The organism is Bacillus sp. ABP14, assembly GCF_001831375.1.
In the GTDB taxonomy this organism is placed as follows: Bacteria; Bacillota; Bacilli; order Bacillales; family Bacillaceae_G; genus Bacillus_A; species Bacillus_A paranthracis.
This window is the reverse complement of the sequence record NZ_CP017016.1, coordinates 816,396-842,088: the sequence shown is the minus strand read 5'-3', so window position 1 is coordinate 842,088 and position 25,693 is coordinate 816,396. Positions and strand designations below refer to the sequence as shown.

The 25,693-nt window shown below is 35.4% G+C and carries 26 protein-coding genes and 2 pseudogenes; 3 read left to right on the top strand and 25 right to left on the bottom strand.

All coding sequences use genetic code 11. From position 1 onward, the window contains the following. Nucleotides 1-73: 73 nt before the first annotated feature. From BGI23_RS04395 to BGI23_RS04365, 7 genes are all read right to left on the bottom strand, one after another. Nucleotides 74-844 carry an ABC transporter ATP-binding protein gene (locus tag BGI23_RS04395; protein WP_049114241.1) on the bottom strand — a complete coding sequence of 257 codons (771 nt, stop codon included), beginning with the start codon at nucleotides 842-844 and terminating at the stop codon, nucleotides 74-76. A gap of 170 nt (nucleotides 845-1,014) precedes the next feature. Next, nucleotides 1,015-2,199, bottom strand: a complete 1,185-nt coding sequence (locus tag BGI23_RS04390; RefSeq protein WP_049114244.1) for an ABC transporter permease — start codon at nucleotides 2,197-2,199, stop codon at nucleotides 1,015-1,017. A gap of 2 nt (nucleotides 2,200-2,201) precedes the next feature. Further along, complete coding sequence (locus tag BGI23_RS04385) at nucleotides 2,202-2,876, bottom strand: ABC transporter ATP-binding protein (protein WP_070805310.1); 675 nt, start codon at nucleotides 2,874-2,876, stop codon at nucleotides 2,202-2,204. Beyond that, nucleotides 2,873-3,973 carry an efflux RND transporter periplasmic adaptor subunit gene (locus tag BGI23_RS04380; protein ID WP_070805309.1) on the bottom strand — a complete coding sequence of 367 codons (1,101 nt, stop codon included), beginning with the start codon at nucleotides 3,971-3,973 and terminating at the stop codon, nucleotides 2,873-2,875. The genes BGI23_RS04385 and BGI23_RS04380 overlap by 4 nt, the downstream gene beginning before the upstream one ends. A 249-nt stretch (nucleotides 3,974-4,222) precedes the next feature. Beyond that, nucleotides 4,223-5,308 carry a HAMP domain-containing sensor histidine kinase gene (locus tag BGI23_RS04375; RefSeq protein WP_070805308.1) on the bottom strand — a complete coding sequence of 362 codons (1,086 nt, stop codon included), beginning with the start codon at nucleotides 5,306-5,308 and terminating at the stop codon, nucleotides 4,223-4,225. Then, on the bottom strand, nucleotides 5,301-6,002 hold the full coding sequence (locus BGI23_RS04370; protein ID WP_049114251.1) for a response regulator transcription factor: 702 nt from the start codon (nucleotides 6,000-6,002) through the stop codon (nucleotides 5,301-5,303). Before BGI23_RS04370 ends, BGI23_RS04375 begins: the two co-directional genes overlap by 8 nt. Before the next feature lie 482 nt (nucleotides 6,003-6,484). Continuing rightward, nucleotides 6,485-6,865, bottom strand: coding sequence for a hypothetical protein (locus tag BGI23_RS04365; RefSeq protein WP_070805307.1), 381 nt, complete (start codon nucleotides 6,863-6,865; stop codon nucleotides 6,485-6,487). Nucleotides 6,866-7,364: 499 nt separating this feature from the next. Between BGI23_RS04365 and BGI23_RS26970 the strand changes: the two are divergent. Continuing rightward, a pseudogene (locus tag BGI23_RS26970) lies at nucleotides 7,365-7,891 on the top strand (DDE-type integrase/transposase/recombinase); the annotation flags it as partial. Between the two features lie 108 nt (nucleotides 7,892-7,999). On the opposite strand, the gene BGI23_RS04360 reads toward BGI23_RS26970, so the two are convergent. The 6 genes from BGI23_RS04360 to BGI23_RS04335 form a co-directional block, all read right to left on the bottom strand. Next, nucleotides 8,000-9,202 (bottom strand): MFS transporter, encoded by a 1,203-nt coding sequence (locus BGI23_RS04360; RefSeq protein ID WP_070805306.1) that lies wholly within the window; start codon nucleotides 9,200-9,202, stop codon nucleotides 8,000-8,002. A gap of 211 nt (nucleotides 9,203-9,413) precedes the next feature. Further along, nucleotides 9,414-9,992: a TetR/AcrR family transcriptional regulator gene (locus BGI23_RS04355; protein ID WP_070805305.1), complete on the bottom strand. Its 579-nt coding sequence runs from the start codon at nucleotides 9,990-9,992 to the stop codon at nucleotides 9,414-9,416. A 152-nt stretch (nucleotides 9,993-10,144) separates the two neighbouring features. Further along, the gene (locus tag BGI23_RS04350) at nucleotides 10,145-10,459 is read right to left on the bottom strand and encodes a DMT family transporter (RefSeq protein WP_000539674.1); all 315 of its coding nucleotides are present in this window, start codon (nucleotides 10,457-10,459) and stop codon (nucleotides 10,145-10,147) included. 2 nt (nucleotides 10,460-10,461) lie between these two features. Continuing rightward, a complete protein-coding gene (locus tag BGI23_RS04345) occupies nucleotides 10,462-10,806 on the bottom strand; it encodes a DMT family transporter (RefSeq protein ID WP_000790625.1) in 345 nt (114 codons plus the stop codon). A gap of 355 nt (nucleotides 10,807-11,161) precedes the next feature. Beyond that, a complete protein-coding gene (locus BGI23_RS04340; RefSeq protein WP_000686674.1) occupies nucleotides 11,162-11,617 on the bottom strand; it encodes an N-acetyltransferase in 456 nt (151 codons plus the stop codon). Nucleotides 11,618-11,745: 128 nt separating this feature from the next. After that, on the bottom strand, nucleotides 11,746-12,240 hold the full coding sequence (locus BGI23_RS04335) for an Lrp/AsnC family transcriptional regulator (protein WP_000446103.1): 495 nt from the start codon (nucleotides 12,238-12,240) through the stop codon (nucleotides 11,746-11,748). A gap of 205 nt (nucleotides 12,241-12,445) precedes the next feature. On the opposite strand from BGI23_RS04335, the gene BGI23_RS04330 reads away from it, so the two are divergent. After that, nucleotides 12,446-13,357, top strand: coding sequence for a DMT family transporter (locus tag BGI23_RS04330; RefSeq protein WP_070805304.1), 912 nt, complete (start codon nucleotides 12,446-12,448; stop codon nucleotides 13,355-13,357). Nucleotides 13,358-13,391: 34 nt separating this feature from the next. Here the strand turns inward: BGI23_RS04330 and BGI23_RS04325 are convergent, their stop codons facing one another. The 9 genes and pseudogenes from BGI23_RS04325 to BGI23_RS04285 all read right to left on the bottom strand — a co-directional run bounded on the left by BGI23_RS04325 (nucleotide 13,392) and on the right by BGI23_RS04285 (nucleotide 21,074). After that, nucleotides 13,392-13,877, bottom strand: coding sequence for a PRK06770 family protein (locus tag BGI23_RS04325; RefSeq protein WP_000897971.1), 486 nt, complete (start codon nucleotides 13,875-13,877; stop codon nucleotides 13,392-13,394). Next, nucleotides 13,877-14,278 (bottom strand): nuclear transport factor 2 family protein, encoded by a 402-nt coding sequence (locus tag BGI23_RS04320; RefSeq protein ID WP_070805303.1) that lies wholly within the window; start codon nucleotides 14,276-14,278, stop codon nucleotides 13,877-13,879. The genes BGI23_RS04325 and BGI23_RS04320 overlap by 1 nt, the downstream gene beginning before the upstream one ends. Before the next feature lie 155 nt (nucleotides 14,279-14,433). Next, on the bottom strand, nucleotides 14,434-14,838 hold the full coding sequence (locus BGI23_RS04315; protein ID WP_001077751.1) for a DoxX family protein: 405 nt from the start codon (nucleotides 14,836-14,838) through the stop codon (nucleotides 14,434-14,436). A 160-nt stretch (nucleotides 14,839-14,998) separates the two neighbouring features. Continuing rightward, a complete protein-coding gene (locus BGI23_RS04310; protein WP_070805302.1) occupies nucleotides 14,999-16,063 on the bottom strand; it encodes a DUF871 domain-containing protein in 1,065 nt (354 codons plus the stop codon). 48 nt (nucleotides 16,064-16,111) lie between these two features. Then, a complete protein-coding gene (locus BGI23_RS04305) occupies nucleotides 16,112-17,476 on the bottom strand; it encodes a PTS transporter subunit EIIC (RefSeq protein ID WP_000711318.1) in 1,365 nt (454 codons plus the stop codon). A 24-nt stretch (nucleotides 17,477-17,500) separates the two neighbouring features. Further along, nucleotides 17,501-18,385 (bottom strand): N-acetylmuramic acid 6-phosphate etherase, encoded by an 885-nt coding sequence (gene murQ, locus BGI23_RS04300; RefSeq protein WP_000892365.1) that lies wholly within the window; start codon nucleotides 18,383-18,385, stop codon nucleotides 17,501-17,503. A 153-nt stretch (nucleotides 18,386-18,538) separates the two neighbouring features. Beyond that, nucleotides 18,539-19,402 (bottom strand): MurR/RpiR family transcriptional regulator, encoded by an 864-nt coding sequence (locus BGI23_RS04295; protein WP_000648180.1) that lies wholly within the window; start codon nucleotides 19,400-19,402, stop codon nucleotides 18,539-18,541. Nucleotides 19,403-19,419: 17 nt separating this feature from the next. Continuing rightward, nucleotides 19,420-19,745, bottom strand: a pseudogene (locus tag BGI23_RS04290) (outer surface protein). A 105-nt stretch (nucleotides 19,746-19,850) separates the two neighbouring features. Further along, nucleotides 19,851-21,074, bottom strand: a complete 1,224-nt coding sequence (locus BGI23_RS04285; protein ID WP_369804957.1) for a cation:proton antiporter — start codon at nucleotides 21,072-21,074, stop codon at nucleotides 19,851-19,853. Nucleotides 21,075-21,235: 161 nt separating this feature from the next. Between BGI23_RS04285 and BGI23_RS04280 the strand changes: the two genes are divergently transcribed. Beyond that, a complete protein-coding gene (locus tag BGI23_RS04280; RefSeq protein WP_046198846.1) occupies nucleotides 21,236-22,639 on the top strand; it encodes a branched-chain amino acid transporter BcaP in 1,404 nt (467 codons plus the stop codon). 28 nt (nucleotides 22,640-22,667) lie between these two features. On the opposite strand, the gene BGI23_RS28270 is transcribed toward BGI23_RS04280, so the two are convergent. The 3 genes from BGI23_RS28270 to BGI23_RS04265 all read right to left on the bottom strand — a co-directional run bounded on the left by BGI23_RS28270 (nucleotide 22,668) and on the right by BGI23_RS04265 (nucleotide 25,593). Further along, entirely contained in the window at nucleotides 22,668-22,838 is a 171-nt protein-coding gene (locus tag BGI23_RS28270; protein ID WP_001174836.1) for a hypothetical protein, read from the bottom strand. A gap of 12 nt (nucleotides 22,839-22,850) precedes the next feature. Further along, a complete protein-coding gene (locus tag BGI23_RS04270; protein WP_000391504.1) occupies nucleotides 22,851-23,054 on the bottom strand; it encodes a hypothetical protein in 204 nt (67 codons plus the stop codon). Nucleotides 23,055-23,133: 79 nt separating this feature from the next. Further along, entirely contained in the window at nucleotides 23,134-25,593 is a 2,460-nt protein-coding gene (locus tag BGI23_RS04265) for a LamG-like jellyroll fold domain-containing protein (RefSeq protein WP_070805301.1), read from the bottom strand. Nucleotides 25,594-25,693 lie beyond the last annotated feature (100 nt).

Below are 25,693 nucleotides of genomic sequence, written 5' to 3'. Positions count from 1 at the left end.
TTTTAACCTCCTAAAAACTATTTCTACAAAATATACATTGTTTTAATCACACATTATGTTATAAATGGCCATATTAGATAAGATCATCAGCCTTATCTTCAGAAATGGAAGACATTACATCAATGACTTGTTGGAAGAATTGCTTACGTGTTAATTCTCCACGGTGTAATTCTTTATATAATTCACCATCTTTAATCATAATCACTCGTTTACAATAACTTGCCGCAAACGCATCATGCGTTACCATTAATATGGTTGAGTTATCATATTCATTTAATGACTTCATACTTTCTAACAAATCCGTTGCTGATTTAGAGTCAAGCGCCCCAGTTGGCTCATCCCCAAAAATCATACTCGGATTCGTAACCATGGCACGTGATGCTGCGCAGCGTTGTTTCTGACCCCCAGATACTTGATAGGGGTATTGACTTAAGATATGATCAATGCCAAACTTCTTTGAGATTTCAAGAACAAGTCGATCAATTTCACTGACCTTCACCTTCGATAAAGCAAGAGGCAATGCGATATTTTCTTTCACCGTTAACGTATCTAATAAGTTATAATCTTGAAAAATGAAACCTAAATGATTGCGGCGAAACAATGCTAGCGTATCATCACTCATCTTTACAATATCTTTTCCATCTATTAAAATCTCACCACTCGTCACATGATCAATTGTCGAAAGAACATTTAATAGGGTTGTCTTACCTGAACCAGAAGGGCCCATAATCCCAACAAATTCTCCTTCTTGTACTTGTAAGTTAATCCCTTTTAACGCTTCAAATGTATTTCCACCCGTGTCATATACTTTTTTTATATTTTTTGCTTCTAGCACTGTTTTCATTTTATATTCCTCTCTCCTCTTAGTATTTACAGCCAAGAAATCTATATAAAATTAGAATTAAGATTGTTTAAATTTTTGGTTATACCATGAAAATCCCTATTTCTAAAAAGAGTAAATACTCATAGGGGTATTTACTCTTTTCTAAAATATCTTATCTTTCACCTACACTATTATTCATATCGTAGACAATCAATTGGGTCTAGTTTAGCTGCTTTATTTGCTGGAAGTATACCAGAGGCAATGCCAATCAATATAGATATTCCAACAGATAATAGACCGAGATTTACGGAAATAACCAGTGGCCACTCACCTACGATTGCCGACACCCAAGCAAAGAAAATACCTAATCCAAAACCAATTACTCCTCCTAATACTGTTAAAATACAAGCTTCAATAAGAAATTGAATTAATATATTTCCTCTTGTTGCACCAAGTGCTTTTCGAATACCTATTTCTCTCGTACGCTCTGTAACAGATACAAGCATGATATTCATCACACCAATACCTCCTACAATTAAAGAAATACCAGCAATACTAGCGAATACCATTTTCATCATTCGGGCATTTTCTTCCAGCCCTTGACTATACGCTCCTGTATCTGCCACTGTAAATGTATGCTCAAATTCCGGTGCTTTCAATTCATTTAGTACAGATACAGCTTGTTTCTCTACCACTTCTCGATCGTTAACAGAAGATAACTTGATTTCCACCATATCATATTCCTCAATCCCCGAAATTAATGGTGCATTATCAATCGCTGTATATCCCTCATACGATTTAAATTGTCGCTGAAAACTGTCCTCATATTCATATACTCCAGCAATCTTATAGGGTTTTCCTTTTATATCTATATATAAATCATCTTTCCAAGTATCGAATAGCTTTGTAAATAAATCTTCATGGAGAATCACAACAGGAGTTGCTTTTGTCAGTTCATCCTCTGTTAGCTCACGCCCATGTACGATTTTTATCTTGGAATCTTGCATAAAATTACCTGTTGCTACATTTAAACTAAAAGAAATATCTTTTGACCCCGTATATGCTTTTATGTCCATACGTGCCTTTGGATACACGTCTTTTACACCTGGTATCCCTTCTAATTGTTTTACCATTTCCGGTGTAATTTTCGCAATCTCTGTTGGAGAATCTGGATTAACATATTCTATATTGATTTCATCCAACTTCTGACTATCTGCAAGCTCTTTTTGCATCTTTGCAGTTTGTCCATCGCCCATTGCGAGAATCGTAATAATCGCACTGATTCCAATGATAATTCCTAGCATCGTTAAAATAGATCTCATTTTATGGGCAAAGATAGAAGAGATAGCCATACGTATATTTTCATTTATATTCAATTTTATTCTCTCCAATCCTGAACAATGTTTCCGTCACGAATAACGATTTGACGTGCTGCGGCTTCCCCGATTTCACGATCGTGAGTAATCATAATAATCGTTGAACCTTGCCTGTTTAATTCATAAAATAGATTTACAATTTGTTCACTTGTTTTCGTATCTAGTGCACCTGTTGGTTCATCTGCCAGAATAAATTTCGGGTTATTTACAATTGCTCGTGCAACTGCAACACGTTGTTTTTGCCCACCTGACAATTCATTTGGAAGGTGGGTAGCTCGATCAGCTAAACCGACTTTTGTTAAGGCTGCTAATGAACGCTCTTGTCTTTCTTTTTTATCGACTCCTGCATAAATAAGTGGTAATTCAATGTTTTGCAACGCTGTAAGTCGTGGCAGTAACATGAAGTTTTGAAATACGAATCCAATCTCTTTATTACGAACATGTGCAAGCTCGGTTTCAGACATGTTTGAAATATTTTGCCCAGCTAATTCATAGGAACCTGTCGTAGGCTTATCTAAACACCCGATAATATTCATTAATGTTGATTTACCAGAACCAGATGGCCCCATGATAGAAGTGAAATCTCCTTGATTTAGCGTTACATCAATTCCGTGCAATATTTGAATGGATTCTTCACCATTTTGAAATGATTTTGTAATACCTTGTAAATTAATCATTGCGTGGCAACCTCCATACCATCTTTTAGATTTACAGTAGGTCTAGAGATAATTTTTTCTCCTTTTTTCACTCCGGAAATTTTTGCTTCATTACCTGTTTCAAATTCAACCGTAACAACTTGTTCTTTTGCTTTTCCGTCTTTTACAACAAAGACAACGTTTTTATCACCTTTTTTTAAAATGCTGGTCTTTGGAATAACTGTGCCCTTTGCTTCGCCTGATTTAGTTTCTACGTATACGTGGAAACCATTTTGTAAGCCTTCACTATTGTCTAACGTCACAGTAAATGGATAACTAGAAACTGTTTTGTTTTCATCCATACTTTTTAATGGTGTAGAACCAATTTCTGTTACTTTTCCTGTCCATGTTTTACCCGCTACAGTTTTTGATGAAACTGTTATTTCTTGTCCAATTTTTACATTAGCAAGTTCAAATTCAGATAGTTGACCTTGTACTTTAAATGGACCTGCATGGCGAAGTGTAATACCGCTCATACTGTTTCTTTCAGTAGAAGTTGTAACAATATCATCAATTACACCGTCAGCAGGACTCGTAACAGAAAGTGTGTTTACTTTCTCTTTTGCTACTTTAATCATTTCATCCGCTTTTTCTACTTCAAACTTCTTCATTTCAAGTTGTGATTCTAATTGTTGAATTTCAATCTCTGATGCTTTTACTGCCTCCGCAGGAAGACCAGCATTTTTATCTTTTTGTAGTTTTTGTTTTACTACATCAATTTGTTTTTGTTGTAATGTTACCTCTTTTTGTGCAATTTTCTTTTGCATTTCTGCTTCTGTTACACCTTGTTTAACAGTTGGATCATTATATTTAAACAGAAGCTGTCCTTTCTTTACCTCATTCCCTTTTTGAACAGCCAGTTCATACGTACCTTTTGTTGGATCAAATGAAATGATCTCCATTCCATTTGGAATCACTTCACCAGCAAACTTTTGCTGATTTTCAATTTGTTTCTCTAGTACTTCAGATACTTTATAGGTCATAACTGGTTCAGAACTCCTGGCAAACGTCATATACGCCCCAACTCCTATACCAATTGTTACCACACTAATGATAATTACTTTATTTATTTTTTTCATATTATCCTCACTTTTTTCTATATTGTATTTTGGGGCACAATTTACTTTTTCGGGAATGATATATATTAGATTTCAAAATAGAAACATACCTTTTTAAAACCATCTTGTTATATAAGCCCAGCGCATACGGCGTGCAATATAAAAACCCCACTTGCTATTTTTAATTTCTCCTTGCCCTAACCTATGTATAGGATAGAAGAAATTAATTAAATAAAAAGTGGGGTAAAAATTAAATATTTATTAAATTTTTCAAGTTTGTTCTTTTGGCAATCTCACTTCAAATATTGTTCGAATTACATTACTCTCAGCAGAAATCCTCCCATCATGTTGTTCAACAATGTTTTTTGCAATATATAATCCAAGTCCCGTACTGTTTTTCTGCACGGTTCTTGCTTTATCACCTGTATAAAACATATCGAAAAGATAGGGTAACTCTTCTTCTGGTATACTTTCTCCATAATTAATAATCTGTACAACAACGTCTCCATCTTCACTGTATCCATTCATATCAACAAACTTTCCATTACTTCCATATCGAACCGCATTTGTGACAAGATTTTCAAATACTCGTGCTAATAAATTCCCGTCACCGTTGATAGATAAATTGGGTTCAACACGTAATCTAGCCTCTAGTTCATTTTTTTCTAATAATGGATATAATTCCTCATCTAATTGCACGAGCAATTCACTTATATTAATGTTTTTTTTATCTAATTGTTGTACACCATAATTCATTCGTGTAATTTCAAATAACTCATCAATTAAACTTTCAAGCCGTTGTGATTTTGCGAATGCAATTGTAGAATAATATTTAATTTGTTCCGCAGTTAAGTTTTTCTCATTGAGAATTAAATCTAAATAACCTAGGACAGATGTTAATGGTGTTCTTAAATCATGAGCTAAGTTAACAACAAGTTGATCTTTACTACTTTCTGCAAAGTCTCCTCGTTCAACCGCCTCTTTTAATTTTTCACTTGCGATATTAATTGCACGTGCAATATCGCTGAATTCATCATTTGATGAAATATAAACTTTATGTGTGAAATCTCCTTTAGAGAGATAATGAATGCCATTAGAAATTTCATCAAAATACTTTAAATATGGTTTCGTTAAAAAGAAAAAGAATAAAATAGACAGCAAAGTGAAGGAAAGGAAAGAGAAATAAGTACTTCCCCCAACCACTCTATTTGCTACATAGTCTTCATGATTAACCATCATTCTATAAGAGAACCCTAATGTTTTATAAATTATATATGTTCCGAAAGCTGCTAACATCATACTTAGTGCAAACAAGGCAATCATTTTAAACCTAAAACTTTTTATTATTTTAGCCATTGAAAGTATAACCTACTCCCCATATCGTTTTTATTAACTTGTTCTTCCTTTTATCTTCTCCAAGTTTCTTTCGTAAAGTACGAATATGCACCGTAACTGTATTATTGTTATCATCATAATAATCATTTGTCCATATCTGCTGAAAAATATTTTCAAGGCTATATACTTTTTTCGGATGACTCGCCAATAAATATAAAATATCAAACTCTTTTGGTGTCAAATCAATTCGTTCTCCGTATACATGTACCGTTCTTTTCTCAAAATCAATAACAACGCCTCCAGCCTCTAAAACAGATGTTTCTTCTTCTACTTTCGGTTGATTTAACGTAAGAAATCGGCGAAGTTGAGCATTTACACGTGCAACTAATTCAATTGGTGTAAAAGGTTTCGTCATATAATCATCTGCACCTAGTACAAGACCCGTCACTTTATCAAAATCAGATGTTTTCGCGCTTAAGAAAATAATTGGCATATTTTGTTTGGTACGGATTTGACGCGTCACCTCATAACCATCCATTTTTGGCATCATGATGTCTAAAACCACTAAATCAATTGCCTGCGATTGAATAATTTCAATTGCGTCTTCTCCATCAGTTGCTTTTACAACCTGGTATCCTTCTTTTTTTAAATGTATTTCAATTAATTCAGCAATCTCCAAGTCATCATCAGCTATTAGAATTGTAATCGGCTTCATTTTATCCTACCTCTTCTTTTTCTTCCTTATATTCAAATACAAAAATTAATTACTCTATTAATTTCATCTACAAAATTACTAATGTGTAATTCATTCTTTTTGAAAATAATTTGAATTCCTATCATTCCTTTAAAAAATTCTTTTAGTATTTTTTGAATGGCTATAAAATTCCACGTTTCTACATTGAAATCTTATCATTTTCAGAAGGAAAGCGCAGAACATCTCTAATAAAGCATATTTTTAAATACATTACTAGCATCATTCTAATATTTTCCCTCATTGAAAATGTAGCTCCATAATGAATAGAACTTATCACATACAGTCAAGTTTGGAATCAAGTATCATTGACTAGATAACAAGTAAAACCAGCTCGTATTCCATTACATACATATCAAATATATATAATATCTAGATTGCTTTTTAGCAATACATCTAAAGTTCCTTTATCAATCCATAATTTCTTCTATAATTTTGAAGGCATCCTACTTTGTTTTTTTATACGTACATACTTTTTCCACCCATGGAAAATAAATTGTTAATTTGTCTTTATTTTGTACCATTTTTTGTTTTTGAGTAAAATTGTTTCCATAATCAATATTTATCCATTTATTATCAAGCCAATTGTATGTTCCTGAATTTTTATATTCATTTGCTATTTTTTGAGTATGCATCTCTATTAACCATATAGTTTTCTTTTTTTTAGTTTTTGGGTTAACTTCGATTTTTTTATCAAACTGATAAGAAACTGGACAAGTAGTGTCATTATCCGCTAATCTCCAATTCCCATTCAACTCTTTACCACTACATCCAATTAGCAATAGACTGAAGCTAATTGGAACAATTAACTTTTTTATTTTTCTCATTCTACATTTACCTTTCATTATCACTTTTTTATCTAATGCTTAGCTAAGTACAATTCCTTCTTTAACAGAAAGGTGTTATATGAATTCCAACATATATATAGGATAGAGAAAATTAATTAAATAAAATGTAGGGCAAATATAAAATTTTTATTAAACTTTTAAACTCTCTGCTTTTTGCAATCTTATTTTAAATATTGCTCTTAGTTCATTACTTCCAGCAAGCCTTGTTCACTTATGCTATTTAAAGATACCTTTAAGCAAAATATTTACAGAAGAAATTTATCCAAGGTAGAAAAATAGAGAAATAACAGGAGTTAAGTTTATGAAACTATTAAAACTGAAGAAAAATACTTTTATAAAATAGTGAAAAAATATGAAGCACCCAAAGTAACAACTAACCTATAACGAATTAGAGCCGAAAATTTCTTAGAGTAGAAAAATCGGCTTTTTTTATGTCAAAATTTGCTTAGCGTATACTTTCGTTAAAATGCGGGTGGTATCCCATTTAGAAGAGAAAGTAAGGGACGTCGAAAAAAAGAAATATATCAATGGTGCGGAACCAATGGTAGCCCCTCATCGATTGGAGTGCAAATTCAATACATCCAGGTTTACGGATGTGACGTATCTCTTATTTGGAGAGCGTACCTTGTATTTATCAACGATCATGGATGCCCTTAATCGCGAAATTATTAGTTGTGTCATCAACGAATCACAAACACTGACATTAGCGACGAAGATATTGAAACAAGCAATGAGAGGGTGAAAAGTAAAAAATATCATCCTTCACTCATATCAAGGAAGTATTATACTGCGAAGGAATTTCAAGCGTATGCCAAACAAAACGGCATCATCACCAGCATGTCCCGGAAAGGAAATTGCCATGATAATGCCGTCATGGAAGGCTTCTTTGGCCATTTAAAAAGTGAAGCTTTCTATTCACAAAAGATAACAAAAGTATCCAACACAACTGTACGAAAGATTGTGCTAGAATACATTCATTACTACAATTATGTGAAAATTCAATAAAAACAAAACCACCTATCCCCTAAAGAATTTAGGGGATAGGTGGTTTAGGTGTTTTGATATGTGTCCCGTTTTCGGGGGTCACTTTACCTCACGTCGTAAGGGGTTTTATTACTTTGCAAAACTTTCAGCTAGCTGTTTTTCTCTCCACATAAATGTAATAGCGAGACCCACTATTAAAACAACTCCTGAAAATGCATATGGATAATGAATATTCATATCAAATAATATGCCACCCATCGCTGGTCCTGCGATATTTCCTAAACTCGTATAAGTCGAGTTCATACCAGCAACGAATCCTTGCTCTTTTCCAGCTGCTTTTGATAAAAACGTCGTTAAAGCTGGACGAAGTAAATCAAATGCAAGGAAAATGAAACATGTAACGAGAAGTACAATCCAATAATTAAAGACTACAGTTGAAACGAATGCTAATACTGCACCTACAATTAAACATATTTGAATTAACACTTTTTCACCGAACATGTCGACCAATTTACCAAACATAAATACTTGCACAACTACCCCAAAGATTGAACTAATTGTAATGATTGCCGCAATATCTTTCGGTGTGAATCCAAATTTATGATCAGAAAACAGACTAAACACAGTTTCATACGCTGATAAACCGAATGCAAGTACAAATACGATAATAAATGCAATTGCATACATTGGATGTAATGATTTCTTTAAATCACCAATAAAACTCGATTCTTTCGTGTTAGCAGAAATCTCTGCAAGCTCTTCTTTCGTTAACGGCTCTTTTAAAATAAAGATGGAAATGACACATGCTATAAAGGCAATTGCTGCTGCAACGAAAAACGGCACACGTATTCCGTACTCTGCAATAAATCCTCCAATTCCAGGCCCTATAATAAACCCAGTACTAATCGCCGCAGATAAATATCCCATCGCTTTTGGACGTTCTTGGATAGATGTAATATCCGCTACATATGCCGTAACACCAGGCATAATAAACGCAGCACTAATTCCGCCTAACACCCTTGCTACATAAAGCATCCATACATCTGTTCCTAATCCGAAAAGAAGCTCTGAAACACCAAAAATAAATAATCCAATGATTATCATTTTCTTCCTACCGTAAAGGTCGACCCACCGGCCTGTAATAGGTGAAGCAATAAGCTGAGCCATTGCAAACACTGCAACGAGATATCCCATCGTCTTACCTGTTAAACCCATATCATTCATAAAGGACGGCATAACCGGAATGATTAATCCAATCCCTAAAAAAGCGATAAATATATTACTCAAAAGAATGACCAGTACCATCTTTTGTTCTTTTATCGGTTTCTTCACTTTTAACACCTCTTCCCGTAAGCTCCTCTCAAAAAATAATGCCCAAGAAGCTTTTTCTTTATCCTGCTATTTGTGGGCTAATCATGAGTAGAGATGCCCCTACTCGTTAGAATTTCACTGTATCCTTCCACACATACATACGCATTAGGTGAATGACTATCATTCAGTTTTCCTCAAAAATGAACCTACCTTCTCAGACAGGTTCATCTCACTATTTCTTTATATGTAATGCATGTGTTAAAAAATCTAGTACTTCTGCCCTTTGTATCTCCACTTGCTCATCATCTTTATGATCATATAAATACACTTGTTCCGCTGCTGATTCAACTAGAGCAATAAATAACTTCGCTGTTCGCTCTGCGTGAACCGAATCACGAATTTCACCCGCTTCTTTCGCCTCATTTAAAAATTCACTTAGCCACATATAAAGAGGCTCATACACAGCTTCCCATTCTTTTATATGTTCTGTAGATGCAAGACCCGCATACATTAAAGCTTGTATTTCACGATATTCCTCTATGAAGTGAAACACCGCATCTATTACTTGCGTTACTTTACTTGAGAAAGGCGCATCGTTTTGAACTTTTTCTTTTACTGCAAGTATCATCTTTTCAACCATCACTTCTGCTATTGCAGGCATAACAGATAACTTAGAAGGAAAATATAAATAGAAAGTTCCTTGTGCAATGCCAGCTAATTTCACGATATCAGAAATCTTCGTTTTTTCAACGCCCTTTTCCTGAAATACTTCAATCGCTGCATAGACAATTTTCTCTTTTTTATTCATCATCTAAACCCTTTCACACGCGTATTGAATGACTGTCACTCATTTTATAAGATAATCGATTGTACTGTCAATGATAGTGAACTTTGCGAGGAAATCATTTTTTTCATAATAAAATCTCCTAACAAAAAATTAGGAGATAAAAATGCCAAATACCTTTAAGAAAGAGCCTTTAACCCTGTCACGCCGCATACAATAAGAGCTACACTAATGATACGTGCTTTACTTTTCGACTCACCAAACAGGAACATGTTTAATAAAACGGCACCTGCTGTTCCAATACCAATCCAAACCGCATACGCGACACTTACTTGTAAAAATAAGAAAGATGTATACAAGAATGCAAAGGATGTAGCAAACCCGCCTATATAAAGTGCTCCATTTGCTAACGTTTTATCTTTACTATACATTTTAAGACCGATCACACCGACTATTTCACTAATTGCAGCACAAAATACGAAAAACCAACCCATCTTTAAGCAGCTCCTTCCATAGTATCTTCTTTATTATCAGCTAGCTTTAAACCGATAACGCCAGCTACAACCATCACGATAAAGAATAATTTTCCTACACTGAAACTCCCGCCGAAAAGGAATACATCCATTAAGAAAGTACCTACCGTACCAGCTCCGGCGAAAACAGCATATACAGTCCCTGTTGCAAGATGTTCACACGCTTTAGAAAGGAAGTGAAAATCAACAGCGATAACTCCTAAAATAATAATCCAATGCCACCAAGTATTGGCCGTATTAAAACCAAACACCCAAAAAATTTCAAAGATACATGTTAATATGACATATAACCAAGCTTTATTTTTCATACCTCTCACCTCTCATGACTGACTATCAGTCATTTTTGTTTTAAAAAAATATGCTCTTTCATCACTACTATATATAAACAACTATCATCCTCATTTACCTTTTGTATTTGTTCCGTTTTCAAACTAACTACATCCTGACACAGAAAATGACTGAATGTCATTCATATGTATTGTACATGAATATTTTAAAAACTGTCAATGCCGAAAGTTTATTTAAAATTTCTTTCATCTGATTTGTATATTTCCTAATAATCTGTCAATACTGCTAGTAACATAATATTTTCTCCACTCCCCCTTGGAGAGATCCCTTAAATAGAGCAGTTAGCTTTTGCTAGCTGCTCTTATTTCTTTTGCTTCATCCAACGTACCGAATCATCGCTACTTCATCACAATAATCTACCTTTGGACAATGTCTACAATCAATCCATACCTTCTCTGGTAACGCCTCTCTATTCACAAAATCAAACCCGCACTTTTGAAAAAATTCCGTTTCATATGTTAAAGAAATAACTCTACTCACTTTTATTTTCGCCGCCTCATTTATTACATGGTTTACTAACATACGTCCGATCCCTTTTCCTGCATATGTATGCGAAACGACTAACGATCGTACTTCTGCAAGATCCTCTCCTAACACATGTAAACCAGCAACTCCAACGATTTTCCCCTCTTCTTTCATAACATATAAACATTGTAAATATTGATAGAGAGACAAAAGAGAACGCGGTAAAACTACCCCCTCTTTTGCATAAACTTCAATGAGACTATAAATTTCTTTCACATCACTCGTAACCGCATTACAGATTTTCATATGCTATCCCCTTGCCGCCGATATTAATATTTATAACTCAAAATGAATTTTAATACATAATTTTATATAATAATACATCTCTCTTTTCTTCTCGTCAATCACTTTATACAAACAAAAAACCAAGCAATCTAATCGATGCTCGGTTCCTCATTTCGTATCGGTAATACCGTCGAATATTTAATTTCACGAAGTGCTAAACTCGTCTGTATCTTTGTAATACCAAGCTTATTCAGCTTTCTAATAAACTGCTCTAATTCCTTACGATCACGATTTGCAACCTTTAATAAATAATCATACTCCCCTGTTAAACAGTGACATTCTAACACTTCCGGCATCGCTTCTAATTCTTTTTCCAACACTTCAAGTTTATCCGATTGATGAATATTCGTACTCATAAAAATGAAGCATAACAAGTCAAAACCAAGCTTTTCTTGATTTAAAATAGCTACTTGCTTATCAATGAACCCTTCTCCATCTAATCTTTTTATTCTTGCATGCATTGCAGCTGGTGATAAATTAACACGTCGTGCAAGCTCTGCATTACTTACTTGTGACTCCTTCTGCAATATATCTAAAATTTGTACATCTAGATCATCCAACACTTTAATAACAGACGACTCCATTATAATTCCCCCTTTTTTCTTACCGATGATTATTCGAAAAAACACCTTATAACTCATATAAAACTGAACATTTTTCTTTAAATATCATTCATAACAAAACATTTTATCGATTTTTATCCATTATACAAAATAATATATTACACAATAAAGAAAAATGCTAAAATTATTTACAATTCACATTGATTACAACAAAGGGGATTTTAATATGCCTTATTTTTATGTCTTTTTACTATTACTAACGAGCTTATTATGGGGAGGAAACTTTGTCGTTGGAAAATCACTTGTTGATCACGCATCTCCGATGACACTTACAAGTTTAAGATGGATGATTGCGATTGTTTGTTTATTACCGATGGTTTGGTTTAAAGAAAAGAAAATCATTCCACCTCGTGCTGCAATACTTCCGTTACTACTAATGGGGATTTCAGGGGTCGCTCTTTTTAACATCTTTCAATTTTTAGCACTAGAAAAAACATCCGCAACGAATGTAGGGCTTATTTCTACATTAAATGCGATTTCAATTGCACTATTTTCAGTATTATTTCTAAAAGAAAAAGTAAACACACTTCAAATTCTATCCATGATTCTTTCATTCTTTGGGGTTATTCTTGTCCTATTAAAAGGTGATTTTTCACTTTTATTTTCATTACACTTTAATAGCGGAGATTTATGGATGATTGCGGCAGTTTGTATTTGGGGAATCTATTCTGTTTGTAGTAAATGGGCAACAAAAACAACTACACCGCTCATGGCGACGCTTTACTCTGGTATTTTCGGTGTTATTTTATTACTACCATTTAACATAGGGAGCTTCACTGTTACAAATATCAACACTTCTTTTATAACATCACTTTTATATACTGGACTCATTTCCACAGTTCTTTGTATGGTATTTTGGAATGTTGGCGTACAAAAATTAGGAGCAACTACATCCGGCATTTTTCTAAACTTCAATCCCATTTTCACAGCTATTTTAGCATTCCTTTTCCTCGGAGAAGAATTAACGTGGATTCAAATTTTAGGGACAATGATCGTTGTGACAGGATGTTATTTATTTTCTCATTTCAAAACAGTTGCCGTTCAGCCTGTTAGACCTTTAATGCGAAAACATTCTTAATGAAAAAACATCGTCATCTGGGTTGGCGATGTTTTTATTTTCTCTTCATTTCTTTTATATACTGCTTTTCCTCTTCTGGCGATAAACGTTCCGTCGCCTTGCCAGTATCTCCACCTTGAAGGCTCCATAAAAAGTTATGCTCCTCAACAGTTTGAGAAAAATCTCCTTTTTCCCATCTATTTATAATAGAAAATAACTTCATTTTATATTGAAAACCTGTGCTATTTTCAATATCTCTTTTCACATTAGAAATTTCCTTGTTTGTCATTTCTACAAATCCCCATTTTTCAGAGGATTTTACCTTTTGGTGTACCATTTTGTGCATAGTAGAAATAATTTCACCTTCACTAACTTGCGGAGATTCTTCTGCAACTTTCTTCTCTTTTTCGTTTGCCACTTGCTGGGTTTGAATATTTTTATTTTCTTTTTCCACATATGCAAGCAATTTCTTTCCGCCAACTATAGACGAGAAAATTATTATAATTGTAATGCATATACCTACGCCCCATTTAAAAAGCATTAACTCTTCATCGCTTCTCTAACAAGATGACTATCTACATATTGCTTAAACTTCACAATTTTTCCGTTCTCAAGTTGCCATACATGAACAAATTCTGCTTCAAATGATTTTCCCGTTTCTTTATAAACTCCTGAATACATACCTTCAGCAATAATTACATCTTTTCCGCTTACTTCATGATATGTATTTACACTTGCTTTATAATCATCCCATTCTGATCCTAATCGGCTAAATACATTTTCCATTATTGCTTCTACACCGATATAAGTTCCCCCGTACGGGAACCCTTCTGCCTCTGTCCATTCTGCTTTTTCAGAGAGAGCTTCTACTAAATGTTTTGCATTCGAAGAAGCTGATCCTTCATATGTGCTTTGAATCATTTCTAAATTTGATTTAGGCATGTTACTTCCTCCCATTTTATTTATTTTTACACAAGATGTAACTTATGTAGTTACATCTTGTGTAAAAAAATATTTAAATTGTTTTATTCTTAATCTATACGTTGTAATTATTATAGTTACAATAATGATTCAAGTCAACAATTTATAAATAAAATCTACTTCGTTTTCATTACTTTCTCTTTTAAGAAACGATCTACATATCCTTCTGCTTTTACAACGAATAAATACGCACCCATTGATAATAATGCAAGGTCCAATTCATATCCTGGATTCTTTCCATCTCCTAATAAACCTGCTGCTCCATTTACCTTTACGATAGCTCCAGCTAAAATTAGTGCAAATAACAATCCTACATATCGTACGCCTAAACCGATAATTAATAATATACCACCAACTAATTCAACTGTTGCTACGCCATACGCTAGACCACCCGGTAAGCCAATGCTTGTAAACCAGCCTGCTACGTTATCGATACCTGATTGAAACTTCGCTAAACCATGTGCAAAGAACGTTACTCCTAACACGATACGAATAATTAAATTCCCAATATATTGATTCATTTTGAACTCTCCTTTTTGTTTTGTTATGGTGAACTTTTATTTACAAGTCAAAACAATACGGTATTTCATTTCATTCGTCAAATACTTTTTTAAAGAAAACAAAAAACATTATCCGTTTTACGGATAATGTTTTCCTACAAAGTAGCGTTAATTCAAGCTTTTACTCTATCGCACAAAAAAGTTGAAACATTTTTCCAGCGCCAACATACGGCAATAAAGAAATATCCTCTTCTACAACCATGCCAACAACGTTCACTTTCTCATCTACAGGCAAATCATGTATAGCAACTTGCATCTCTCCAGCATATCTACCGTACAATTCATTATCAATTGTAATGCTACCGTTCTTTCTTGAAATGGTATGAATCGGCTGTAAAATCACTTTATGTTCTTCTCGCGATTCTACTGAGCGAATGACATCACGAGCTGGATCTAGTCTATTTGTATGCACTTGTTCCACTATTTTTAATACTTCTTTATCAGTTATAAACGATTTGTACCGCAGCGGAATAATCCCTCTACTCGCACTCGCTATCTCTTGTACACTTTCTAGACTTCCGCTTATATCCCCGATTAACACCTTATCGACACCACAATCTTGTACAAGTTCTAAATACGCTTCAAGCGGGCGCATATTGCGGTGCTTTTCTAACGTTGGTAATCCTTCATATAACGGGCCCCGTTTCTCCCCATCCCCTGGAATAAATGCCATCGTTTTTATTCCGCACGCATGTAAATATTCGTTTTGTTTTTGTAAAAAGGATTTTGCTAGTCCTGTTTCTGGGCGCGGGTAAAAATTATGCCACGCTTCTACATTCTCGACCCGTATCTTTTCAGTAATTAACTCTTTCCAAAATGAATCTGTAATCGTACTCGCATTTAAAGCTACTTTCATCTTGTGAGATACGCGTGCGATTTCTTTTGGCGTGATGCCATAGTCCATTCGTAAACCAGTAATTCCCCACTCTACTAACTCTTCCACATTTTCGTACGTCATTCCTAAATAGTGTAGCGATTTTTGGGAAACATCAACCATTAATTCCATTTCATTTTCAAGAGCCTGTTTCCCAAGTATTTGAATTAACTCTTTATACGTATTTGGATCATCTTCTGGTATATGAAGTGATGTAAAAATAGATAAAAATCCGTTTTTCTTCGCTACTTTTAGCCATTCTTCTTGTTTCTTTACTCGCTCTTTTGAAAGATAAATTGATACTCCTAGCATATGAATCTCCCTTTCTATGAATAAAAAAAGAGAAAGGAATCCCTTTCTCTATATGTTTTCTGCCATTTCTTCTTTAAATCCGAAGAAGTACGTAAAGATGAATCCGAACGTATATGCCACTACTAATCCAAGGAAATATAATAAATATTTATTATCAGCAATTAACGGAATTAATGATAATCCAGATACACCGATTCCGAGTGCAGCTGTTTTCATAACTGCTTGGAATGCACCGCCAACTGCTGCTCCTAAACAAGCTGTAAGAAACGGTTTTCCAAGTGGTAATGTAACCCCATATAATAACGGTTCGCCAATTCCTAAAAATCCAACTGGTAATGCCCCTTTAATTACGTTACGAAGTCGTTTATTTTTTGTTTTTACAAAAATCGCAATGGCTGCACCTACTTGACCAGCTCCAGCCATTGCGAGTACTGGTAATAAAGGTGTTACGTGCGTTTGATTAATAAACTCCATATGAATCGGTGTTAAACCGTGATGTAATCCGACCATAACGAGCGGTAAAAATGTTCCTGCAAGTACTGCTCCCGCAAACGCGCCACCAATACTTAAAATACCATTAATTCCGCTCGTAATTCCTTCAGATAAGAAACCTGCTACCGGCTGAATTGCTAACATCGTTACGATACTTACGACTAACACAGTAATAAGTGGCGTTATGATAATATCAACTGCATTTGGTACAGCTTTTCGAACTTGTCTTTCCACTACAACCATAAGCCACGCTGCAAAAATAACTGCAAACAATCCGCCCCGTCCGGGTACGAGCGCTTCACCAAATAACTTTACGTTCGCCATCGCTGGATTGAAAATTAAAATACCAGCAATTGCCCCAAGAACTGGAGTCCCGCCAAACTCTTTCGCTGTATTCCAACCGACTAAAATGCCTAAGAATGTAAAGATACCGCCGCCAATAAGTAGTAACATTTGTAGCCATGTTGCATTCGGATCAGCACCTGCGTTTTTCGCAAAGTTAGCAACCCCATTTATAATACCTGACGCAACAAGACCCGGAATTAACGGAATGAAAATACTTCCTATTTTTCTTAAAAAGTTTTTCACCGGTGTATTATTTTTCTTCTTAATCTCTGACTTCATCTCTTGCCCAAGATCTTCAAGGTGATGATCTGCCACCTCACCAATTCGCAGTCCCGTTAAACCTTCCATCTCTGCTGCTACTTTATTTACCGTTCCCGGACCAACGACAACTTGAAGCGTCTCATCTTCAATAACGCCCATAACCCCTTCAACCTTTTTTAAAAGGTCCATGTTTACTTTACTTTCATCATGAAGCGTTAATCGTAGTCTCGTCATACAATGAGCAATGCCACGAATATTTTTTACTCCCCCAAGTTGCTCTGAAATTTCTCTGGCCATTCTCTCTTCTTTCTTCATAATAGAATCCCCCTCCCTATTATTTTATAGTGCCTTCTTCACAAACCCTTTCGCTTCTTTTAGTTTCTCCAGTGCTTCCCCATACTCACACTGCAATAACACCATAACAATCGCAGCTTTCACGTTACGTTCTGCTTTTTCATAATGCTCTGCCGCTACTTCATAACTAACACCTGTTGCTTCCACAATAATTCGTTTTGATCGTTCTATTAACTTTTCATTTGTAGATTGAACATCTACCATTAAGTTTTTATATACTTTCCCTACACCAATCATAGATGCTGTTGAAATCATATTGAGCACTAGTTTTTGCGCTGTACCAGCTTTCAAACGCGTTGATCCTGTTAAAATTTCTGCGCCTGTTTCTACTTCCACGTTTAGTTTTGCATATTTACTTATTTCAGCATTTTTATTACAGGAGATACTAGCTGTACTCGCTCCTACGCTATTCGCGTACTTCAAGCCACCAATAACATAAGGAGTTCGACCACTTGCTGCAATTCCAATCACTGTATCTTTCTCATTTAATCCAATACTTTTTAAATCTTCTTCTGCTAATTCTTCGCGATCTTCTGCACCTTCTACCGCTTTAGTAAACGCTTTCAACCCACCTGCTATAAATCCTTGCACCATTTTATCGTCTGTGCCAAATGTCGGCGGACATTCCACTGCGTCCAAAATACCTAAACGGCCACTCGTACCAGCCCCAATGTAAATTAATCGGCCCTCTTCTTCGAAAGATTTAATAACAGTCTGCACAACTTTTTCAATCTGCTCTATTTCATTTTCAACTGCTAATGCAACAGTTCGATCTTCTTCATTCATACTTTGCAGAACTTCTTTTATGCTCATCTCATCTAAATTCATCGTCTTCTCATTACGATGTTCTGTCGATAAATTTTCTAACATATTCCCACCTACTTTGAAATTTAATTTCATACTTTCATTATAACTTCAAGAAATTTAAAATCAATATTACTTTATTATTTTATGAAATTTAATTTCTTTTCATGACGAATTTATGTCCGTCCGTATGCAAAAAAGATGGGTTTCCCCATCTTCTCATTTCAGCTTCCGTAATCGCAAAGCTTCTTCTCTTGTTTCCATAAATTGATCTAGCACTTTATTACCAATGCGATTAAAGGTAATCACATATAGAGCATCTATCATGTTCAATTGCGTCATTCTTGAAGCAATACTTGCAATACGATGATCTTGTTCTACATCTGGCATACAAAGACGAATATCCGCCTCTTTATATAACGGTGATGATTGATCAAGCTTCGTAATCGCAATAACTGTTGCACCCTGTCTCTTCGCATATTGCGCCATTTCAAGTACATCTTTCGTACGACCAGATGTTGAAATCGCCACAAATATATCGCCTTCTTTTAAATTCGTCACAAGCGGCAACATCATATGAAAATCAGACAGCATCATTGCCGTAAATCCGAGCCGTGTAAATTTATAAGCCCCGTCCATCGCTGGAGTAGCTGATCCGCCTACTCCGTAAAATATAATTTTATCCGCATTTACAATACGATCTGCTGCTTTCTCAAGCTCCTTCTTATCTATCGCCGTAACGCTCGCCTCAATTGCAGCTTTATTCACATATGTAACTTTATTAAACAAGTCATACGGTCCATCTTCCGTATTCATCACTGAAAAATCGTTAATATTATAATCAGCAATCGTTAATTCACGAACGAGCGCGATTTTAAATGCTTTAAAGCTCCCAATCCCAATCGATTTACAAAAGCGAACGACACTCGCCTCACTTGCGCCTGCATTCGTTGACACTTCTTTCGTCGTTAAGTTCGGAACAATCTCTGCATTCTCCGTTATGTACATGGCAACCTTCTTTTCAGCTGGTGAAAATTGATCCATATTACTTTCAATTTTAAATAGTAATGTTGAAGCTTTCACTATTTAACCTCCACTTCTTACGGTTGCGTATATTCTCTACTATCATTTACACCATATAGATAAAAACCATCATTACCAGGTGGATGGTGAACAATTACAGTTCCATCCCTTTTTTATATAACGTTATTTCACCTTCAAATCGGTATTTTCCCCATCCATGTATCCAAACTGCACAGTCAGGTACAAAAGCAGTCTACTTATAGTCTTTCGGGTTTTCATCTTCTACATAGGAAGAAAAAATAGAAACCGGAAAACCTTTCGCTTTTGATTCTTTCCATGCAGTAAACGGTGTACATACTGCAATAAGTATGATTATACCGATAACCTTCCCTCTCCTCGTCATATTACATACATAGATTTTACCATAATTACAACCTATTCAAGCTAATGACTATTGCTTTTTACTATAAAAAAAAGAGCTTATCTACTTCAGATAAGCCCTTCCTCTCTATACAAAATACTTCTTCAAAAGCGGCGGCGTAATAATCGTCGTCAATATAACAACAATAACAATCGCTGTGAAATTTTCTTTCGCTAGTAAATTCGCCGTAAGTCCATTCGCTGCGATGATAAGTGCTACTTCTCCGCGCGACACCATTCCCGCACCGATACTAATAGAAGATTGAAGGTTGAATCCTGTTAGTCTTGCTCCTAAACCTGATCCAATTAACTTTGTGAAAATCGCAATGAGCGTCATGATGATAATGAACCAAAGCTGGCTTCCGATACCTTGAAATGTAATTTCCATTCCGATACTTACGAAGAACACCGGTACAAATATTGCATAAGCAATCGGTTCAATTTTATGTTCTACTTCGTGCTTATACTCTGTTTGAGAAATGGCAATTCCGGCTGCAAATGCTCCAATAATGCCTGCAATTCCCATCATTTCACTGTAATAAGAAAAAGAGAAGCAAATAATAAGAGCCGCGCTAATTAACGCTTCTGTTACACGAAGCGGCACGAGCATTTTCATAATCCAAGGAACAACTTTCCATGCAATAAAAACAATGCTAACAAAGAAGATAATTTTCTTTACGATAACAAGTGTTATATTCACATCTTGCGTTCCTAAAAAGCTCATAACAAACGCTAATAAAATAACGACGATGACGTCATCAAATACAGCAGCACCTAAAATCGTTGTACTTTCTCTCGTATTCATTTTTCCTAAATCTCTTAGCGTTTGCACTGTAATACTAACTGACGTTGCGCAAAGTAATAACCCTAAAAAAATTGCATGAGATTGTATTAGTCCAAACAGCAATCCTGTTACATAACCACCTATGAAAGGAAAAATAATTCCACCAGCTGCTACTGCAAATGATGATTTCAAATTCCGATTTAGTTCGTCTAAATCTGTTTCAAGTCCAGCCATAAACATAAGGAGTAAAACACCAATCTCACTCAGCTCATCAATCAGTTCAGAGCTATTTATAATACCAAGTACAGCTGGACCGATAATAATACCGATAATTAATTTACCAAGTACAGAAGGCTGGCCAAGCCTCACGCTAATATCACCAGCTAATTTCGTACAAAGTAAAATGACGACAAGTTCAAAATAAAATAACATAACATCTTCTCCTACTTTAACTTTAATCAGTGGGTCGTTAACCCTCGTCCATTCCTGCAAGTAGTTTCTCCTATTCATCCGCATTTTATTTGTCATATTTTTATTTGACAAAATATTCTGAATTATATTAAGATTAATCCAGCAATTTTAAAAAACTACGCACCATAACTGTACCTCCATTTCCTTACATACTCTTTTCTAGTGGGCTCATACTACATTCGCAGTTATGGAAATGAAAAACGGGGGGAGAGTCCAAAGTGAAATCATTATTACGAAAAAAGGCGATTACTACTGAATCACCACGACAACTACAAAGAACATTAACCGCACTTGATTTAACGTTTTTAGGAATTGGCGCCGTAATTGGGACAGGGATATTTGTATTAACAGGTATTGTTGCAGCGAAACATTCTGGTCCTGGTATTATGCTATCATTTCTTATTGCTGCATTTACTTGTGCTTGTGTAGCCTTTTGTTATGCCGAATTTGCTTCTTCTATTCCTGTCTCAGGAAGTGTGTATACTTACGCATACATGACAGTCGGAGAAGTCGTCGCCTTCATCGTCGGATGGTGTTTAATGCTCGAATATTTACTTGCCGTCGCGGCAGTAGCTGTCGGTTGGTCTGGTTATTTACAATCTTTACTACAAGGGTTTAACGTTCATCTGCCCGCCATAATCGCCTCGGCCCCTGGCGTAGGAAAAGGTGGTCTCATCGATTTACCAGCTGTTTGTATTTTACTACTCATTACAGGTCTTTTAAGTTTTGGTATACGTGAAAGCGCACGCATTAATAATATTATGGTTCTTATTAAATTGGCTGTTATTATCGCCTTTATCGTAGCAGGCGCAAAATATGTAAAGCCTGAAAATTGGACGCCGTTCATTCCATTCGGGTACGACGGTATTATTACTGGAGCTGCTACTGTATTCTTCGCCTTCTTAGGCTTTGATGCAATCGCAACCGCTGCGGAAGAAACGAAAAAACCACAGCGCGATTTACCAATCGGCATTATCGGTTCCCTTCTTATTTGTACTGTTTTATATATGATTGTATCTTTCGTTTTAACAGGTATGGTTCCTTATACACAATTAGATGTTTCTGATCCAGTTGCATTTGCCTTACATTTCGTTGGCGAAGATACAATTGCAGGACTACTCGCTGTTGGAGCGATGACTGGAATGACAACCGTTCTCTTAGTCGTTATGTATGGACAAGTTCGCGTTTCGTATGCGATGAGCCGTGACGGTTTACTTCCAAAAGCGTTAGCACGTGTAAATAAAAGAGTGAAAATCCCTTTATTAAACACGTGGATTACTGGTGTTGTTGCCGCTTTATTAGCAGGACTTTTAGATCTGCACGTATTAGCGAATTTAGTAAACATCGGGACATTAACAGCCTTCACATTCGTTTGCTGCGCAGTACTTATTTTACGAAAAACACACCCTGACTTGAAACGCGGATTCCGTACACCTTTCGTACCTGTACTACCAGTTGTCGCTATTCTTTGCTGTTTATATTTAATGATCAATTTGTCTAAAACAACATGGATTAGCTTTGCCGTTTGGCTTATAGTCGGCTTATGCTTCTATTTCTTCTACTCTAGAAAGCATAGTCACTTAGCTACCGAAAAAACGAATGATGAAAAGAAAAAAGCATAACAAAATAGCTCGCCGTTTTAGCGGCGAGCTATTTTTCTGTACTATTATATTTTTTCGTTAACGATTGTAAAATGAAAAATATGCCGATGCAAGCTGTAAATGATGCCCAATTTCCTATTGGCGTTGCGTATTTCACAATTCCAATACCTACAAGTAATAGGAAAATAATCACCTGATATATGAGCTTCCACTTTTGCATATGTTCCCTCCTTTACTTCGTTCCCTTCTTTTTCTTCTTCCATGCATTTAAACTATCAAAGAAGAAATTAATAAATAACGTGCCTAAACCCGCTAATAAAAACGTCATTAAAAATAGAACCCATATACTTTTTTCTTTTAAGAAATAATATCCTACAAGGAGCACAACCGCGATCCATACATATTCAAGAATTCTTTTTAGCTTTTTCTCTTCCAAATTATTCGCTCCTTCATTCTATGCTATTTTTAGTATAACAAAAAAGAAGCCTATCATGATAAGCTTCTTTTCTTCTCTCTTATTTGTTTATGCTTTTTTCAACAAGTGAAATCGTATACTCTAATGTACGATTCATCGTTTCTACCTGTGCATCTTTTACTTTTACATCTTTCACTACAGCTTCGGCCACTGTAATTTTTTGACTCAGTGCTTTCACTGAACCGTCCGTTACATTTACATCTTGCGCTTTTTTCACTACTGCTTTTGCAGATTCAATATTGATTTGTAATTTTTCTTTCGGTGTTTTCGGTTGTTCTACTACTTTAGATTGTACAAATGTTACATTAGCTGTTTTTAATTCGTTATACGTTTGAACGATTTGCTCTCCCGTACTCCCTACATTTTCAAATGCTTGCTTTGCATTATTATAGCTTTTCTCTAATTTTTGAAATGCTTCCTTTGAATATTGACCTGGCTTATCACCAAACTCATACGTACCAGCTAGCACTTCTTTTACTTTTCCAAGCTCTTCAAATAACGCATTTACTTGCTCTAATGTCGTACGGTTAGAAAACTCATTGTACGCCGCTAATACTTCTGAAGAACTTAACGCTTTACTATATAATCTTGCAAGCGCGATTTGTCCATTTAACGGAATACCGCCCTTTCCATTGCTATCAGGATCCGCTCCAAGTGCAAATGGTACATTTGGATGATACACTTTTCCTGTAGCCGGTTGGCTATTTACTTTTTTACCATCTACATAAATAGCTACTTCACTTCCGTTATACGTTCCTGTTAAGTGATATGTTTTGTTTGCTTCTAATTGAACGCCAACGCGTTTATAACTGCCGCCAATGTGAGCCCATAATTCAACATATCCACTTCCTGTAGATTCAAAACCAATTCCGCCACTCTCTGTATTTTGCAAAATACCTTGTCCGCGAATTTCATTCATTGAAAATACAGTTTCTAGCGTGAACGTATTTGCTACTTTCTCTTTTTGTGCTGCTGAAAATGGAAGGTATCCAAATGTGTTTGCTTTTCCGTTTAATTTCATAACATTCTTTTTCAATGCTTTATCATATTCAATAGTCACATTGCCCTTCATATCACCTTTTGTAGCAAATGGTGAATTGTCTTTAAATGTACCATCTGCAAAGTTCACATCGAAAACATCAGCCTTTGGTACTTTCACATTCGGGTCAATATTATCTTTTTTCGTAGTAATTTCCGCCGTTAATGGTTGTACACTTTCATTGCCAAATGAATCAATCGCAACTACTTCAAGTGTATATGTTTTCCCACCATCTAACCCTGCCAGTGTAAATGTGAGCTCTTTCGGCACTGGATCACGATAAAACTCTGAGAATGCCAACAATTTATTCTTTATTTCTCCCGTTTGCTTATCTCTAGCTTGTACACGATAAGAGTGAACAAGAAGGTTATCCAGCGCTTGTGGGAATGTTACTGTTGCTGCATTTTCTGTTACATTTGATACAGCGAGCTTTGCATCTTTTGCAAAGTATGGCTTTTCTTTATCACGATCTTCTACATGTGTAAATGTGTCTTTCTTTGCTGGTAATTTAATTTTCCAAGGCTCGCCTGTCCAAGAATTTGTATGGAAATCACGGCGATTGATCGTTACTTCTTTATCGTCTACTTCTACTAATAAGCCTTGGCTTAATGTACTAGCTCCTGGCGGGATCGTCCCTTGTACTTTACCACCTTCAACTTCCATATAACTTACTGAAGATGTACCAACTGATGTAAAGTCTTTTTGATGAATCGATCTCGGGTCATCTAACGGATAATGTGAATGACCTGAAAACGTAATAACTTGTGGATATTCTTTTAACACCTCGTTAATTTTCGCGCTATCTTTTGTTCCCCACTCTTGGCTACCGTATACTGTATCTTTAATATGCTGGTGTAAAAATACGAAAATTGGTTTTTCTGGATCATCTTTTTGTGCCTTTGCCATTTCTTCTTTTAACCAATTAATTTGCTTATCTGAATAATATCCATGAGTTGTCCCATCTTCTGGAGACATAACAAGGAAATGATACCCTTTCACCACTTTATGATAGTAAATCGATTCCATTCCTGTTTTTTCTAAGAAACGCTTCTGTGCGCCCTCTACAGATAAACCGTTCCAATAATCATGGTTACCAAGAGAATTCATTCGCACAGCATCTTTATTTGCATTTTCATTATACACTTGCATGAAACGATCATATTGTTGCAGTGATCCTGAATCAGTAAAATCTCCCACAATTACAAACGCATCTTGTTTAGGTGCAAGTGTATTCAGTTGCTCGATTGCTCGTTTCCAGCGAAACGTATCATCTGTTCCACTATTCTTAATATGTACATCACTTACAACCGGGAAAACGATCTTCTTCTCACTCGGTGCCTTTTCTTGCTTCTTCTCTTCCGCTTTAACTGATGTACCCCACGGAAATGATACAAATGCTAATACAAAAACCATTAATAATCCAATAAGACCTTTTACTTTGCGTAAAGCTGTTCTTTCCACATGAATCCCCCTCATATAATAAATTAATTACATTGGTTATTGTATCGAACATATATTAACTTAATTTAAATTAAAAATTTATTTTGTTTAAATTTTGTAA